Origin of the sequence: Microbacterium sp., assembly GCF_036823965.1 — a bacterium.
Lineage (GTDB): Bacteria > Actinomycetota > Actinomycetes > Actinomycetales > Microbacteriaceae > Microbacterium.
In genome coordinates this window covers 120,088-133,284 of sequence record NZ_DAITBE010000001.1, presented here as the reverse complement: position 1 = coordinate 133,284, position 13,197 = coordinate 120,088, and the positions used below count along the sequence as shown (strand labels likewise).

At 69.5% G+C, this 13,197-nt stretch carries 15 protein-coding genes; 7 read left to right on the top strand and 8 right to left on the bottom strand.

The window, feature by feature from the left end:
• Positions 1–17: 17 nt before the first annotated feature.
• The gene (locus V7Z82_RS00660; RefSeq protein WP_334146933.1) at positions 18–893 is read right to left on the bottom strand and encodes a PHP domain-containing protein; all 876 of its coding nucleotides are present in this window, start codon (positions 891–893) and stop codon (positions 18–20) included.
• Between the two features lie 100 nt (positions 894–993).
• Between V7Z82_RS00660 and V7Z82_RS00655 the strand changes: the two genes are divergently transcribed.
• From V7Z82_RS00655 to V7Z82_RS00645, 3 genes are read left to right on the top strand one after another with little or no spacing between them, the layout of a single operon-like run.
• Positions 994–2,016: an endonuclease/exonuclease/phosphatase family protein gene (locus V7Z82_RS00655; protein WP_334146931.1), complete on the top strand. Its 1,023-nt coding sequence runs from the start codon at positions 994–996 to the stop codon at positions 2,014–2,016.
• A 36-nt stretch (positions 2,017–2,052) separates the two neighbouring features.
• On the top strand, positions 2,053–3,462 hold the full coding sequence (locus V7Z82_RS00650) for an aminopeptidase P family protein (RefSeq protein ID WP_334146929.1): 1,410 nt from the start codon (positions 2,053–2,055) through the stop codon (positions 3,460–3,462).
• Between the two features lie 9 nt (positions 3,463–3,471).
• Positions 3,472–4,386: a phosphotransferase gene (locus V7Z82_RS00645; protein ID WP_334146927.1), complete on the top strand. Its 915-nt coding sequence runs from the start codon at positions 3,472–3,474 to the stop codon at positions 4,384–4,386.
• On the opposite strand, the gene V7Z82_RS00640 is transcribed toward V7Z82_RS00645, so the two are convergent.
• From V7Z82_RS00640 to V7Z82_RS00630, 3 genes are read right to left on the bottom strand one after another with little or no spacing between them, the layout of a single operon-like run.
• Positions 4,373–5,026, bottom strand: a complete 654-nt coding sequence (locus tag V7Z82_RS00640) for an alpha/beta hydrolase family protein (RefSeq protein ID WP_334146925.1) — start codon at positions 5,024–5,026, stop codon at positions 4,373–4,375. The genes V7Z82_RS00645 and V7Z82_RS00640 overlap by 14 nt on opposite strands.
• The gene (locus V7Z82_RS00635) at positions 5,023–5,667 is read right to left on the bottom strand and encodes a DUF4870 domain-containing protein (protein ID WP_334146923.1); all 645 of its coding nucleotides are present in this window, start codon (positions 5,665–5,667) and stop codon (positions 5,023–5,025) included. The genes V7Z82_RS00640 and V7Z82_RS00635 overlap by 4 nt, the downstream gene beginning before the upstream one ends.
• Positions 5,664–6,452, bottom strand: coding sequence for a general stress protein (locus V7Z82_RS00630; RefSeq protein WP_334146921.1), 789 nt, complete (start codon positions 6,450–6,452; stop codon positions 5,664–5,666). Before V7Z82_RS00630 ends, V7Z82_RS00635 begins: the two co-directional genes overlap by 4 nt.
• Before the next feature lie 87 nt (positions 6,453–6,539).
• Here V7Z82_RS00630 and V7Z82_RS00625 point away from each other — a divergent pair, with 87 nt between their 5' ends.
• Genes V7Z82_RS00625 through V7Z82_RS00615 form a run of 3 tightly spaced genes read left to right on the top strand, consistent with a single transcriptional unit; the run spans position 6,540 to position 9,444 of the window.
• Positions 6,540–7,808: a magnesium transporter MgtE N-terminal domain-containing protein gene (locus V7Z82_RS00625; protein ID WP_334146918.1), complete on the top strand. Its 1,269-nt coding sequence runs from the start codon at positions 6,540–6,542 to the stop codon at positions 7,806–7,808.
• Positions 7,808–8,326, top strand: coding sequence for a DUF1003 domain-containing protein (locus tag V7Z82_RS00620; RefSeq protein WP_334146916.1), 519 nt, complete (start codon positions 7,808–7,810; stop codon positions 8,324–8,326). Before V7Z82_RS00625 ends, V7Z82_RS00620 begins: the two co-directional genes overlap by 1 nt.
• Positions 8,323–9,444 (top strand): Mrp/NBP35 family ATP-binding protein, encoded by a 1,122-nt coding sequence (locus V7Z82_RS00615; protein ID WP_334146914.1) that lies wholly within the window; start codon positions 8,323–8,325, stop codon positions 9,442–9,444. Before V7Z82_RS00620 ends, V7Z82_RS00615 begins: the two co-directional genes overlap by 4 nt.
• Positions 9,445–9,452: 8 nt before the next feature.
• Here V7Z82_RS00615 and V7Z82_RS00610 read toward each other — a convergent pair whose 3' ends face one another.
• Positions 9,453–9,827, bottom strand: coding sequence for a twin-arginine translocase TatA/TatE family subunit (locus V7Z82_RS00610; protein WP_334146912.1), 375 nt, complete (start codon positions 9,825–9,827; stop codon positions 9,453–9,455).
• A gap of 86 nt (positions 9,828–9,913) precedes the next feature.
• On the opposite strand from V7Z82_RS00610, the gene V7Z82_RS00605 reads away from it, so the two are divergent.
• Positions 9,914–10,552 (top strand): O-methyltransferase, encoded by a 639-nt coding sequence (locus V7Z82_RS00605; RefSeq protein ID WP_334146910.1) that lies wholly within the window; start codon positions 9,914–9,916, stop codon positions 10,550–10,552.
• Between the two features lie 89 nt (positions 10,553–10,641).
• Here V7Z82_RS00605 and V7Z82_RS00600 read toward each other — a convergent pair whose 3' ends face one another.
• The 3 genes from V7Z82_RS00600 to dapE form a co-directional block, all read right to left on the bottom strand.
• The gene (locus V7Z82_RS00600) at positions 10,642–10,815 is read right to left on the bottom strand and encodes a DUF3117 domain-containing protein (RefSeq protein ID WP_017203323.1); all 174 of its coding nucleotides are present in this window, start codon (positions 10,813–10,815) and stop codon (positions 10,642–10,644) included.
• A 93-nt stretch (positions 10,816–10,908) separates the two neighbouring features.
• The gene (locus V7Z82_RS00595; protein ID WP_334146890.1) at positions 10,909–12,126 is read right to left on the bottom strand and encodes a hypothetical protein; all 1,218 of its coding nucleotides are present in this window, start codon (positions 12,124–12,126) and stop codon (positions 10,909–10,911) included.
• Positions 12,108–13,181, bottom strand: a complete 1,074-nt coding sequence (dapE, locus tag V7Z82_RS00590) for a succinyl-diaminopimelate desuccinylase (protein WP_334146888.1) — start codon at positions 13,179–13,181, stop codon at positions 12,108–12,110. Before dapE ends, V7Z82_RS00595 begins: the two co-directional genes overlap by 19 nt.
• Between the last annotated feature and the right edge of the window lie 16 nt (positions 13,182–13,197).

The following is a 13,197-nucleotide window of genomic DNA, read 5'->3' as shown; positions in this document are numbered from 1 at the left end:
TGCCCTGCGTCGGCCGCTCAGGGGTATCGCGGAGCCGTACCGGTGGCGCGCGCGATGATCCGCCCGACCATGTCGTCCGAGGTCGTGTTCTCGCCCGGCCGGTTGGGCTTGCCGGAGCCGTGGTAGTCGCTCGAGCCGGTCGCGATCAGGTCGTGCCGCGCCGTGATCTCGCGCAGCAGCCGCTTCCCCGCCTCCGTGTTCTCGCGGTGGTCGATCTCGAAGCCGGCGAGTCCGGCGGCGATCAGTCGCTCGATGAACGGCACCGGCATCATCCGATCCCGGCCCGAGGTCACCGGGTGGGCGATGATCGCCACTCCCCCTGCGTCAGTGATGAGCTGCACGGCCGTCAGCGGGTCGGGCGCGTAATGCGGCTCGTAGTACCCCTCACGCGGGTGCAGGATGCCGTCGAAGGCGGCGGTGCGGTCGGCGACGATCCCCCTGGCCACCAGGGCGTCGGCGATATGCGGGCGGCCGACCGTGGCATCCCCCACCGTCTGATCGACGACGTCGGACCACTGCAGGTCGTAGTCGCGGCCGATGTTGCGGACGATGCGCTCCGCTCGTCCGATCCGGTCCTCCCGGATGCGCTCGGTCTCGGCGCGCAGAGCCCCGTCGTCCGGGTCGAACAGGTAGCCGAGCACGTGCACGCTGCGCCACTCGTGCTTCGCCGAGAGCTCCATGCCGGGCAGGAACGTCATTCCGAGCGCGACGGCGGCGTCGCCGGCCTCGCGCCATCCGCTCGTGCGGTCGTGATCCGTGAGGGCGACCGTGCGCAGCCCGTGCGCGTGGGCCTGGCGGATCACCTCGGCTGGGGCCTCCGTGCCATCGGAATGGTTGGAATGCAGATGCAGGTCTGCTGGGCCCGCGAACCTGCGGGGGTGATCATCGGCCATCCTCCGAGCGTACCGAGCGCCGCGCACGCCGGACGCGAACACCCCGCCCACGCCGTCGCGAGGCAGGGACTTCACAGCCAGTTCTCCTACCCTGGAGGGGATGCTTCGACTCCTGGGGATCCTGTTCACCGTGCTGCTCGCGATCGCGACGGCGGTGCTCGTGTGGCCGCAGTTCTTCCGGCTGGAGCAGACCTATCCCTTCGCCCAGCTGGTGTCGGTGCGCGGCCTGGTGATCGGCGGTCTGCTGGTCGTCGCGGTGCTCGCGCTGCTGCTCCTGCTCATCCGTCCGCTGCGAGGGTTCGCCGCCTCGGTGCTGATCATCGCCCTGCTCGGAGCCGGCGCATCCGGGATCATCGGGGCGACACGCGGCTTCGGCACGACGGTGCTGCCGGAGAAGACCGACAGCAGTGTCCGCGTGCTCACCTGGAACACCGCGGGCGAGGCGGTCTCCGCCGAGACCATCGCACAGGAGATCCTCGACCAGGGCGCCGACATCGTCGCACTGCCGGAGACCACCGAAGCCGTCGGCGAGCGCATCGCCATCATGCTGCGCGAGCAGGGGCATCCGATGTGGGTGCATCACGTGCAGTTCCGTCCTGATGTGCAGGACGGCCCGCAGTCCTGGCAGACCACCGTGCTGGTCTCGCCCGAGCTCGGCGAGTACTCCGTCATCCAGTCCTCCGAGGACGGATCGAGCAACACCGGCTCGGTGCCGAGCGTCGTGCTGATGCCGATCGACGGCACCGGTCCGACGATCGTCGCGGTGCATGCGGTCGCTCCCCGCATGGAGGAGATGGAGCAGTGGAAGTCGGATCTCGAGTGGATCGCCGACCAGTGCCCGCAGGGCGACGTGATCCTCGCCGGTGACTTCAACGCCACGATCGACCACATGACATCGCTCGGTGTCGACGGCGGCGACATGGGCTACTGCCGTGACGTGGCGTCCCGCACCGGCAACGGACTCGCGGGCACCTGGCCCAGCTCGCTCCCTGCCCTGGCCGGCGCGCCCATCGATCATGTGATGGCATCGCCGAACTGGACACCGACCGGATCGGTCGTCCGCGAGGATGCCGCCGGCAGCGACCATCGCGCGCTCGTCGTGCAGCTCGAGCCAGCCGGCTGAGTCCCGCGTCCGCTCCTCTAGTGACAGACTGGAGGGATGAGCACCGCAGAACGCGACACGATCGCCGAGCCCACTGTCGAGAACAGCACCACGAACCGCAAGCAGCCCTTCCCCCAGGGATTCCTCGACACGATCTCGACCGGCTGGGCCGAACGTCCTGAGACGCTCCCGGCCCCGCGCGAGCAGGCTGCCTTCGCGGCTGCGCGCCGCGCGGCCCTGTCCGCCGCGTTCCCCGGCAAGCGGCTGGTGATTCCCGCCGGCTCGCTCAAGCAGCGCAGCAACGACACGGACTACGTGTTCCGCGCGCACTCGGCATTCGCGCACCTGACCGGCTGGGCATCCGATTCCGAGCCCGACTCCGTGCTCGTGTTCGACCCGACCGACGACGGCCATGACATCACGCTCTTCTTCCGCGAGCGCGCCGACCGCACGACCACCGAGTTCTACGCGGATGCCACGGTCGGCGAGTTCTGGATCGGCCCCCGCCCCTCGCTCGCCGGTGTCGCAGCCGACCTCGGCATCGCGACGGACCACCTGGCCGAGTACAGCCCGGTCGACGGTGAACTGATCCTGGATGACAGCGACGATCTCACCCGGGTGGTCTCCGAGCTGCGTCTGATCAAGGACGAGTACGAGATCGCCGAACTCCGCCGCGCCGTGGAGATCACCGCGAACGGCTTCGACGACATCATCCGCGAACTGCCGGCAGCCGTCGCCCACGCGCGCGGCGAGCGGGTCGTGGAGGGCGTCTTCCACCGCCGCGCCCGGGAGGACGGCAACGGCGAGGGCTACGACACGATCGCCGCCTCCGGCCCGCACGCGTGCTACCTGCACTGGACGCGCAACGACGGCACCGTGGTCCCGGGCGACCTGATCCTGGTCGATGCCGGCGTCGAGACCGACAGCCTCTACACCGCCGACATCACCCGCACGCTCCCCGTCTCCGGCACGTTCACCGAGGTGCAGCGCCGGGTCTACGAGACCGTGCGCGAGGCAGCGGATGCCGCATTCGCCGCCGCGCAGAACGGCGTGCGCTTCCGCGACGTGCACGCCGCCGCGATGACCGTGATCGCCGCGCGCGTGGCCGAGTGGGGTCTGCTGCCGGTCACCGCCGAGGAGGCGCTCGACGCCGACAAGGGCGGCCAGCACCGCCGCTACATGGTGCACGGCACCTCGCACCACCTCGGCATCGACGTGCACGACTGCGCGCAGGCCCGACGGGAGATGTACTACGACGGCATCCTGGCTCCCGGCATGGTCTTCACCATCGAGCCCGGCCTGTACTTCCAGATCGACGACCTCACCGTTCCTGCCGAGCTTCGCGGCATCGGCGTGCGCATCGAGGACGACATCCTGATGACGGAGGACGGCCCGGTGAACCTCTCCGCCGGCATCCCGCGCACTGCCGACGAGGTCGAGGCCTGGATCGCGCGGACGCAGAACTGATCCGACCCCATGCACGAAGGCGAGCTCGCGCTCGACGACGAGCTTGCACGCAGGCTGATCGCCGACTCCTTCCCGGACCTCGGCGATCAGGTCCTGCAGCGTGTGCGCGCTGCCGGCACCGTGAACACCATCGTCCGCGTGGGTGACGACCTCGTCGCCCGGTTCCCGCTGGCCGCCGCCATGCGCGAGGACCTCGCCGCGGAGGGTGCAGCCATGAGCGCGTTCGCCGCGGTCTGCCCGTTCCCGGCGCCACTCCCGCATGGCATCGGCAGCGGGAACGAGAGCTATCGGTCCGCCTGGGCGATGCAGACGTGGGTGCCGGGTGAGACCGCCGGGTTCGACGCGCACGCCGGCTCATCCTCGCTGGCGACGGACCTCTCCGAGCTGATCCTCTCGCTGCGGACGGTGGAGGTGGGCGGCCGCGTCTTCGACGGTCAGGGCCGCGGAGGCGATCTCCGCGATCACGACGGGTGGGTCACGGAGTGCCTCTCGAAGAGCGATCACCTGTTGGACGTGCCGCGCACGACGGCGCTCTGGCAGGCGCTCCGCGATCTCCCGCGGTCAGGACCCGATGTGATGGGTCATCGTGACCTGACCCCCTTCAATCTGCTGGTCGGGCGGCGAGCGGGCCTCGACCGACTCGTCGGCGTGCTCGACAGCGGCAGCTTCGGCCCGGTCGACCGCGCGCTCGATCTCGTCTGCGCCTGGCATCTGTTCGACCCGCAGCCGCGCAGGCTCCTGCGCGATCGTGTCGCCGCGACCGAGACCGAGTGGTTTCGCGGTGCTGCCTGGGCGCTGCAGCAGGCGATCGGGCTCGGCTGGTACTACGAGCGGTCGAACTCCGCGATGGCTGCACTCGGCGTCTCCACGATCCGGCGGCTGCTCGCCGATGAGGAGTTGTCGGCCCTGCTCAGTCGAGGATGAACGCAGCGACGATCGGCGCGATGGACGCCCCGGCCTCGGCCGCCGACCGTTTGACGCCCTTGATCTCGAAGCTGTGCCCACCGCCGTCGATCCACGCGACGCGCGCGTCCTGACACGTCGCGACGACGCTCTCGAACTGTTCGATCGGCTGGATGAACGGGTCGTTCGAGCCTTCGACGAACAGCTGCGGAACGTCGACCGCCGGCAGGTGCTCCGCGCGCGGCTTCTCGGGCTTGCCGGGTGCATGGAGCGGGTAGCCGAGGTAGGCGAGCCCGTTCACGGCGAGTCCCTCGGCGACCGCCATCGACGCCATCCGGCCGCCGTAGGACTTGCCGACTGCCCAGACGCGGGCAGCGGGGTCGCTCACGCGCGCGAACTCGACCACCGCGTTCCACGTCGCCATGGCGTGTGCGGCGGGTCCCGGCATGCGTCGCCCCTGCTCGACGTAGGGGAAGTTGAAGCGGAGCGTCGAGAATCCGAGGGCCGCGAGCGCATCTGCGAAGCCGATCAGGAACGGATGATCCTTCCCTGCCCCGGCGCCGTGCGCGATGATCACGGTCTCGCCGTTCGTGCCGGGTGTCCAGTTCCCGGTGACCGTCGCGGGTCCGGCCGGCAGCTCGACGGTGACCTCGACGGTCACGCGCGCAGGAACGGGATCGCGAAGGGCACGCGCATCGCCGAGCCGGATGACACGCGCACGGTGCCCATGATCACGAGCACAACGTGCACGATCGAGATCGCGAAGTAGATCGTGATCGGGATGCCGATCGGGAAGAAGCCGGTCACTCCCGATCCGCGCCCGAGCGAGAACAGCACCACGACGTGCAGCACGAGCAGCAGCGTCGAGACCAGCAGGTAGGTGAGGCCCCAGTTCAGCGCGGAGCGGGCATTCTCACGGGCGAGACCGCCGGCGCGTCGAGACGACCCACCGCTCACCGCCATGGCGATGCCGGATGCCAGACCGCCCACGAACGGGAACGGGATGAAGATCAGGAAACCGAGGACCCATGGGAGGAGCCCGCGCGGCGGAGTCGCCGGCGGGTATCCCGGAGCCGGGTATCCCTGGACCGGAGAGCCCGGCGCGGGGTGACCGGGTGCGTGAGTCGGGGACCCGGGAGCCTGGTATGCGGGTGCCTGGAAGGCGGGTGCCTGGAAGGCGGGTGCCTGGTATGCAGGTGCCCCGGGCGGCGTCCCCGGTGGCGTAGCCACGGGAGGCGGGGGCGGCGGAGCGGCGGGACCGGCGAACGGCCGTTCGGGCGTGGGGTCGGCGGGAGTGGTCATCGAGCCACCCCCGGCTCAGCCTCCGGTCCGGTCACGGCACCGGGCTCACCCTCCGGGATCGGCTGTGTTCCCGGCACCGGCTCGACTCCTGGAGCCGGATCGATACCTGGGGCCGGCTCAGTGGTGGGCTCGGGGACGACCGGCGGAGCGACGGGAGCGGGCGGGGCGGCAGGTGGAGCCGCAGGCGGTGCAGCAGGACGCGGCGGCACCGGCGCATCGCCAGGGGATCCGCCCGCAGGCTGCGCGGCACCGCCGACTGGGATCCGCTCGCCGTATCGCGGCGGCTCGTCGAGATTGACCGGCGGACGCACCGGCTCCGGTCGAACGGCACCGAGCACCTGACGGGCCTTGCCGAGCGACGCGGGCATCACCGTGACCTCGTAGTGGTCGGCGGCGAACTGCGTGACGCTGGCGAAGTCGCGGCGACGACGCACGATCGCGTAGGTCACGAGGCTCAGCAGCATTCCGACGGCGACACCGATGAAGACGAACCCGACGAAGAGCTGCATCGGCACCTCGGGGTTGCCGAGCACCAGGATCGCCGCGAGGAACAGACCGATCAGCACACCGTTGATCGCGCCGGAGCGAGCTGCCGCCGCATAGCCGAGCTTGCCGGTGACGCGCTCGATGGTGCGGACGCTCTGGCCGACGATCGCGATGTCGCGCGCCGGCACCTCCCCCGCGATCAGCTTGGAGACGGTCTTCTGGGCCGCCTCGTAGTCGCGCATCGACGCGACCATCTCGCCGGTGTCGTTGCTGTTCGCTGGTCGATTGAGCATGCTCATCCGGCTATTCTTCCACGCCCCACCCGCCGGGCGTCGGGAACCGACGACGGGGAGGTCACCACGACCCCCGCGCACTACGCTGGAAGCGTGAGCACACAACGGGTATTCGCCGCGCGCCTGGCAGGTTGCGCCGTCTTCGACCCCGTGGGCGACCGGCTCGGCAAGGTCCGTGACGTCGTCATCGTGTATCGAAGTACGGCAGCGCCGCGCGTGATCGGACTCGTCGTCGAGATCCCCGGCCGCCGGCAGGTGTTCCTCTCGATCGGCCGCGTCACCTCGATCCGCTCCGGGCAGGTCATCACCACCGGGCTCATCAACGTGCGCCGCTTCTCGCCGCGCGCCGGAGAGGTGCGGGTGCTCGCCGAACTGCTCGGCCGCCGCGTGACCTTCGCCGACGGCACCGGCACCGGCGTGATCGAGGACGTCGCGATCGAGCCGAACCGCCTCGGCGAATGGGCCGTGAGCCAGCTCTTCCTCCGTCGACCGAAGACCAGCGCCTCGCCGTTCGCGAAGGGACCGACCACCTTCGCCGCGTGGAGCGAGGTCACCGAGCAGCGTGCACCAGGGGAATCGCAGTCCGCCGAGCAGCTGGTCGCCTCGTACTCCGAGCTGCACGCCGCCGACCTCGCGAACACGCTCCTCGATCTGCCGCAGCAGCGAATGATCGAGGTCGCCGAAGAGCTTTCCGACGACCGTCTCGCCGATGCCATGGAGGAGATGCCCGAGGACGAGCAGGTGCACATCCTCGACCGTCTCGGTGACGAGCGCGCGGCCGACATCCTCGACCAGATGGAGCCGGATGACGCGGCGGACCTGCTCGCGCAGCTCGCGCCCGATCGCCTGGAGCACCTGCTCGAGCTGATGGAGCCGGAAGAGGCGGAAGACGTCAGGATGCTGCTGCGCTACGCACCCGACACCGCCGGTGGTCTGATGACTCCGGAGCCGATCATCCTGTCGGCTGATGCCACGGTCGCGGAAGCGCTCGCATTGATCCGTCGGCACGAACTGCACCCGGCCCTCGCCGCTGCCGTGTTCGTGACACTCCCGCCCTTCGAGACGCCGACCGGGCGCCTGCTCGGCATGGTGCACTTCCAGCGGATGCTGCGCTACCCGCCGCACGAGCGTCTCGGCGCGATCATGGACGACAGCCTGGAGCCGGTGCCGGTCACGGCATCCGCCGCCGAGGTCGCCAGGATGCTGGCGAGCTACGACCTGGTCTCGCTCCCCGTGATCGATGTGGCGCATCGACTGGTCGGCGCGATCAGCATCGACGACGTGCTCGACTACCTGCTCCCCGACGACTGGCGCTCGCACGATGAGGACGACACCGTCGCGCCCGCCAAGGAGGTGCGCTGATGGCCCGCTCCCCCGGCCTCGATGCGCCGCTCGGTCGCGGAACGACCCGCGTCCGTCCCACCTCACGCGACCGCTTCGGCCGATTCACCGAGTGGGTCGCCCGCGCGATGGGCACCCCGGCGTTCCTGCTGATCCTGACGATGTTCTGCGTGCTCTGGATCATGTGGAACACCCTGTTGCCCGACGAGCTGCGCTTCGACGATGCCGCCCTCGGCTTCACGGCACTGACCCTCATGCTCTCGCTCCAGGCCTCGTACGCTGCACCGCTCATCCTGCTCGCACAGAACCGGCAGGACGATCGCGACCGCGTGCAGATCGAGCAGGACCGTCAGCGTGCGGAGCGCAACCTCGCCGACACGGAATACCTCGCCCGCGAGATCGTCGCCCTGCGCCTGTCGCTCGAGGAGCGCAACTCGCAGGTCGTGACGCGTGACGTGCTGCGGCACGAGTTGAAGGCCCTGCTCGCGGAGCTCGAGGACTCGCACGAGAAGCCGTCCGCCGACGGCGCCTCCGCATGACGACCGCCGACAGCGTTCGGGCGGCGGTCGCCGCCGTCACCGATCCGGAGCTCCGGCGCCCGATCGGCGATCTCGACATGGTCCGCGACATCACGGTCGACGGCGGGCGGGCCAGCGTTGGCATCGTGCTGACGATCGTCGGCTGCCCAGCGGCCGACCGCATCGAGACCGACGTCCGCAACGCAGCGGCATCCGTCGCCGGAGTCGATGAGGTCGACGTCGAGGTCGGTGTCATGACGCCGGCCGAGCGCAAGGCGCTCACCGAGAAGCTGCGTGACGGACGCCCTGCGCGGCAGATGCCGTTCGGCCCTGATTCCCTCACCCGCGTGATCCTGGTCTCGAGCGGCAAGGGCGGCGTGGGCAAGTCGACCGTCACCGCGAATCTCGCCGTCGCACTGGCCGAGCAGGGGCTCGCCGTCGGGCTCGTCGACGCCGACGTGCACGGCTTCTCTATCCCCGGGCTCCTCGGCATCCCGGCCGGCACGCAGCCGACGCGCATCGACGACCTGATGCTGCCGCCGGTCGCGCACGGCGTGAAGACCATCTCGATCGGGATGTTCCTGCGCGACGGCGAGGCGGTCGTCGCCTGGCGAGGCCCGATGCTGCACCGCACGGTCTCGCAGTTCCTGACCGACGTGTTCTTCGGCGACCTCGACATCCTCCTGATCGACATGCCACCGGGCACCGGCGACATCGCGATCTCGATCGGACAGCTGCTGCCGCACGCGGAGGTGCTCGTCGTCACCACGCCGCAGACCGCTGCCGCCGACGTCGCGATCCGCAGCGGGCTGGTCGCTCGCCAGACCGGGCAGCGTGTGATCGGCGTCGTCGAGAACATGGCGGCATTCGCACTGCCGGACGGCACCGTGATCGACCTCTTCGGCTCGGGCGGCGGCACTGCGGTCGCCGAGGCGCTGTCAGAGTCGGGCGACGTCGTGCCGTTGCTCGCATCGATCCCGCTGAGTCCTGCACTCAGGACCGGCGGCGATTCGGGTGAGCCGGTCGTCCGTGCCGACGCGACGGATGCCGCCGCGTCGGAGATCATCGCCCTGGCGCGAACGCTCTCGCGTCAGGGACGAGGGCTCTCCGGCCGGTCGCTGCCGATATCGCTCAACTGAGACGCGGTTCAGGTCGCTTCCGGGTCGTACGGCGGCTTGTTGGTCGCCGTGAACTCCTGGGGAGCCCGCGACACCGCAGGCTCCGCGATCGTGGTCTGCGCTGCGGCAGCGGCGGCCGCAGGGGCAGGAGTCTCGAGCAGGGCTTCGCGGATGATGCGTCGAGGGTCGTACTGACGCGGGTCGAGCTTGCGCCAATCGACGTCGTCCATCTCCGGACCCATCTCATCGCGCATCCGGGTCTTCGTGTCGCGAAGGTACTCGCCGGCCTTGCGGACCATGCGCGCGAACCCCTCGGCGACCGCCGGAAGCCGATCCGGGCCGACGATGAGCACCACGATGAGACCGATCAGCAGCAGCTTCTCGAAGGTGAGCCCGAATTGCATCTGTCCAGGCTACCGCCGCGCCTGCGCTCCCGGTGCACACCGAGCGAATATCCTGAGAACACCACAGGTCATCGAGGAGACACGGTATGAGCGAACATGACGCGAACGCGCGGTTCATCCGCGAATCCATCGTCGAACCCGACTCCATCGCTCGTGCGCGCGCACACGCGGTCGAGCTGGGAGCCGCGCCGATCAGCGCAGCCGTCGGCTCGCAGATCGCGGTGCTCGCCGCCGCGACGAATGCCAGGTCGATCGTCGAGATCGGAACCGGCGCAGGTGTGTCCGGCCTCTGGCTGCTCCGCGGCGCGCCGCAGGCGGTACTGACCTCGATCGACAACGAGCCGGAGCACCTCGCCGCAGCACGCCAGGCGTTCTCCGACGCGAAGATCCCCTCGACCAGGGCACGCTTCATCACCGGGCGCGCAGCCGATGTGCTCCCCCGCATGAACGAGGCCTCCTACGACATCGTCCTGGTCGATGCCGACCCCGAGAACGTGATCGACTACGTGTCGCACGGACTCCGTCTCGCCCGTGCGGGCGGCATGGTCCTGGTGCCGCGCGTCCTCGCCGGCGGACGCGTCGCAGATCCTGTGCAGCGCGATGAGATCACCTCGGCCTACCGCTCGCTCGTGCAGGAGACGCAGGAGTCCTCCGCAGTGCTCGCCACGATCTCCCCGGCAGGGGAAGGACTGCTGCAGCTGATCAGCGTCGGCGAACGCGACTGACCGGAGCAGCACTTCCGGGCGCACGAGAAGGGCGATGGATCGGTTGATCCATCGCCCTTCTCGGATCCTCGTGGAGGGATCCGGGTCGATCAGGCGGGTGCCACGACGGCTGCGAGCACGTCGTGAAGCTCCTTGGCCTCGGCGTCGTTCACTGAGACGACAAGTCTGCCGCCGCCTTCGAGCGGAACGCGCACGATGATGAGTCGCCCTTCCTTTACGGCCTCCATGGGTCCGTCTCCGGTCCTCGGCTTCATCGCTGCCATCGTGGCTCCTTTTCCTCGGTGGTATGTGATGAGTTTATCGGGTACGACGAGTACCTGGACGTCACGTGTGAGAAATCCACCCGAGCTTCATGATCAGGGCACCTGCCAGAACGTGTTCCCGAGGGCGTACATGTGGAAGATCCAGAGCCATTGGCCGATGAGCGCGACGACCAGGACGCCGCCCCGCCACACCCGTGATCGCGGCACGGCAACCGCTCCCCAGAGCGGGCTGATGGGCAGCAGCAGACGGAACGTGCTCGACTGCGGGAAGAACACGGCCAGCAGATAGAGCAGGTAGCTGGCACTCCAGAGCCGCAGATCCGGGCCGAGGGCTCTGACCTGCGGCGAGCGCAGCAGCGCGAGACCCGCACCGACGACGAGGAGCACCAACGCGACCAACCCCGCCCATGTGGGGAGACCCCACTGCGCGAACCAGAACTGCGCGGCCTGGATCCAGCCCTCGAACGGGATGAACCCCTCCACACCCCCGACGACCCAGTGCCGACGCCAGGCCAGTTCGGTCGCGAGGTACGCCCCGTGATTCCCCGTGACCAGCCCCGCGATGACCTGCCATGCGAAGCCGGATGCCGTCGCCAGCGCGCCGAGCGCGACGATGTGCACGATGTCGATGCGCGACAGCGGCTCGACGCGGCGGCGCACCCAGCGCAGGATGCCGTGCAGGCCGAGGTACAGGGCGAAGGCGAGGATGCCGGGACGGGTGAACGCCATCACCGGGATCAGCAGGTAGAGCCAGCCGTACCGGTGGCGAGCCACCGCATCGAGCGCGAGGAACAGCAGCATCAGGAACAGCGTCTCGGCGTACGCGACCTGGAACATCGCGGCCAGAGGACCCGACGCGAACAGCACCACCGCCCAGGTCGCGGCGGATGCGCCGATCCGGTCACGCAGCAGCCGGTGCAGGGCGAGACAGGCGATGTAGCCGGCGATGAGTGAGATCAGGAAGGCGCCGGCGCCCCAGGAGCCGAAGAGCAGACCGACCGCTTTCGCCGCGAAGGAGAACACCGGCATGAATGCCCATGCGTTCTCGGCCACATCGCCCGAATCGGTGAGCGGCAACTCGGTCGGGTATCCGTTCTCGGCGATCAGCCAGTACCACTGCGCGTCCCAGGCGAGCACGAAGTCGCCGAGGCCAGGGTCGGCGCCGATCCTGGACAGTGAGGTGGCAAGCGACGCGGCGAGCACGAAGAAGACACTCGTGACCACGCGCGCGGCGAGATAGATGACCGCGATGCGCAGTGCGAGGGGCGTCTGCGCCCAGCGGCGCGAGAGGCTCAGCGCGCGGTGAGCCATGCGCGAAGACCCCGCTCGACGGCGTCGATCTGCGCCACGGGAACGCGCTCCTCATCGTGGTGCGCGAGATGCGGATCGCCAGGGCCGTAGTTCACCGCGGGGATGCCGAGGGCCGAGAACCGAGCGACGTCGGTCCAGCCGTACTTCGGACGCGGTTCGGCGCCGACTGCGGCGACGAACTGCTGGGCGATCGGCGCATCCAGCCCCGGACGGGCGCCTTCGGCGGCATCCGTGATTTCGATGTCGAAGCCGGCGAGCACACCGCGCAGGTGGGCCTCGGCATCCGCTGCGGACTTGCTCGGGGCGAAGCGGTAGTTGACCTCGACCTCGCATGCATCAGGGATCACGTTGCCGGCGACCCCGCCGGTGATGCGCACGGCGCTCAGGCTCTCGCGGTACAGGAGACCCTCGACCGCGACCTCCTTCGCCCGGTACTCGCTGAGCCGCGTGAGGATCGGGGCCGCACGGTGGATCGCGTTCTCGCCGATCCAGGCACGAGCGCTGTGCGCCCGCACACCGGTCGTCCGGACGATCGCACGGAGCGTGCCGTTGCACCCACCCTCGACCTCGCCGTTCGACGGCTCGCCCAGGATCGCGAAGTCTGCCTGGAAGAGATCTGGGCGCACTGCTGCCAGCAGTCCGAGGCCGTTCTTCGACGCTTCGACCTCTTCGTTGTCGTACCACATCCAGGTGATGTCGACTGCGGGGTCGGTCAGCTCAGCGGCGAGCTTCAGCTGCACCGCGGTGCCCGCCTTCATGTCGACCGTGCCGCGACCCCACAGGTACGGCTCCCCGTCGACCTCGATATCCCGGGTCGGCACGTTGTCATTGATCGGCACGGTGTCGATGTGGCCGGCGATCGCGACCCGCTGCGCGCGGCCGAGTGCCGTGCGCGCGACGATCGTGTTGCCGTGGCGGATCACCTCGAGATGAGCCAGCGGTGCGATCGCCGCCTCGATCTCGTCCGCGAGGCGCTGCTCGTCGCCCGAGACGCTGGGGATGTCGCAGATCGCACGCGTGAGGTCGAGCGAGGAGGCTGTCAGATCGAGCACCATGTCCCCAGCCTAGCTC

Excerpts from the sequence above, each read along its gene's own strand:
- V7Z82_RS00660 (WP_334146933.1), bottom strand. The coding sequence starts at position 893 with ATGGCCGATGATCACCCCCGCAGGTTCGCGGGCCCAGCAGACCTGCAT.
- V7Z82_RS00655 (WP_334146931.1), top strand. The coding sequence starts at position 994 with ATGCTTCGACTCCTGGGGATCCTGTTCACCGTGCTGCTCGCGATCGCG.
- V7Z82_RS00650 (WP_334146929.1), top strand. The coding sequence starts at position 2,053 with ATGAGCACCGCAGAACGCGACACGATCGCCGAGCCCACTGTCGAGAAC.
- V7Z82_RS00645 (WP_334146927.1), top strand. The coding sequence starts at position 3,472 with ATGCACGAAGGCGAGCTCGCGCTCGACGACGAGCTTGCACGCAGGCTG.
- V7Z82_RS00635 (WP_334146923.1), bottom strand. The coding sequence starts at position 5,667 with ATGACCACTCCCGCCGACCCCACGCCCGAACGGCCGTTCGCCGGTCCC.
- V7Z82_RS00630 (WP_334146921.1), bottom strand. The coding sequence starts at position 6,452 with ATGAGCATGCTCAATCGACCAGCGAACAGCAACGACACCGGCGAGATG.
- V7Z82_RS00620 (WP_334146916.1), top strand. The coding sequence starts at position 7,808 with ATGGCCCGCTCCCCCGGCCTCGATGCGCCGCTCGGTCGCGGAACGACC.
- V7Z82_RS00615 (WP_334146914.1), top strand. The coding sequence starts at position 8,323 with ATGACGACCGCCGACAGCGTTCGGGCGGCGGTCGCCGCCGTCACCGAT.
- V7Z82_RS00610 (WP_334146912.1), bottom strand. The coding sequence starts at position 9,827 with ATGCAATTCGGGCTCACCTTCGAGAAGCTGCTGCTGATCGGTCTCATC.
- V7Z82_RS00605 (WP_334146910.1), top strand. The coding sequence starts at position 9,914 with ATGAGCGAACATGACGCGAACGCGCGGTTCATCCGCGAATCCATCGTC.
- V7Z82_RS00600 (WP_017203323.1), bottom strand. The coding sequence starts at position 10,815 with ATGGCAGCGATGAAGCCGAGGACCGGAGACGGACCCATGGAGGCCGTA.
- V7Z82_RS00595 (WP_334146890.1), bottom strand. The coding sequence starts at position 12,126 with ATGGCTCACCGCGCGCTGAGCCTCTCGCGCCGCTGGGCGCAGACGCCC.
- dapE (WP_334146888.1), bottom strand. The coding sequence starts at position 13,181 with ATGGTGCTCGATCTGACAGCCTCCTCGCTCGACCTCACGCGTGCGATC.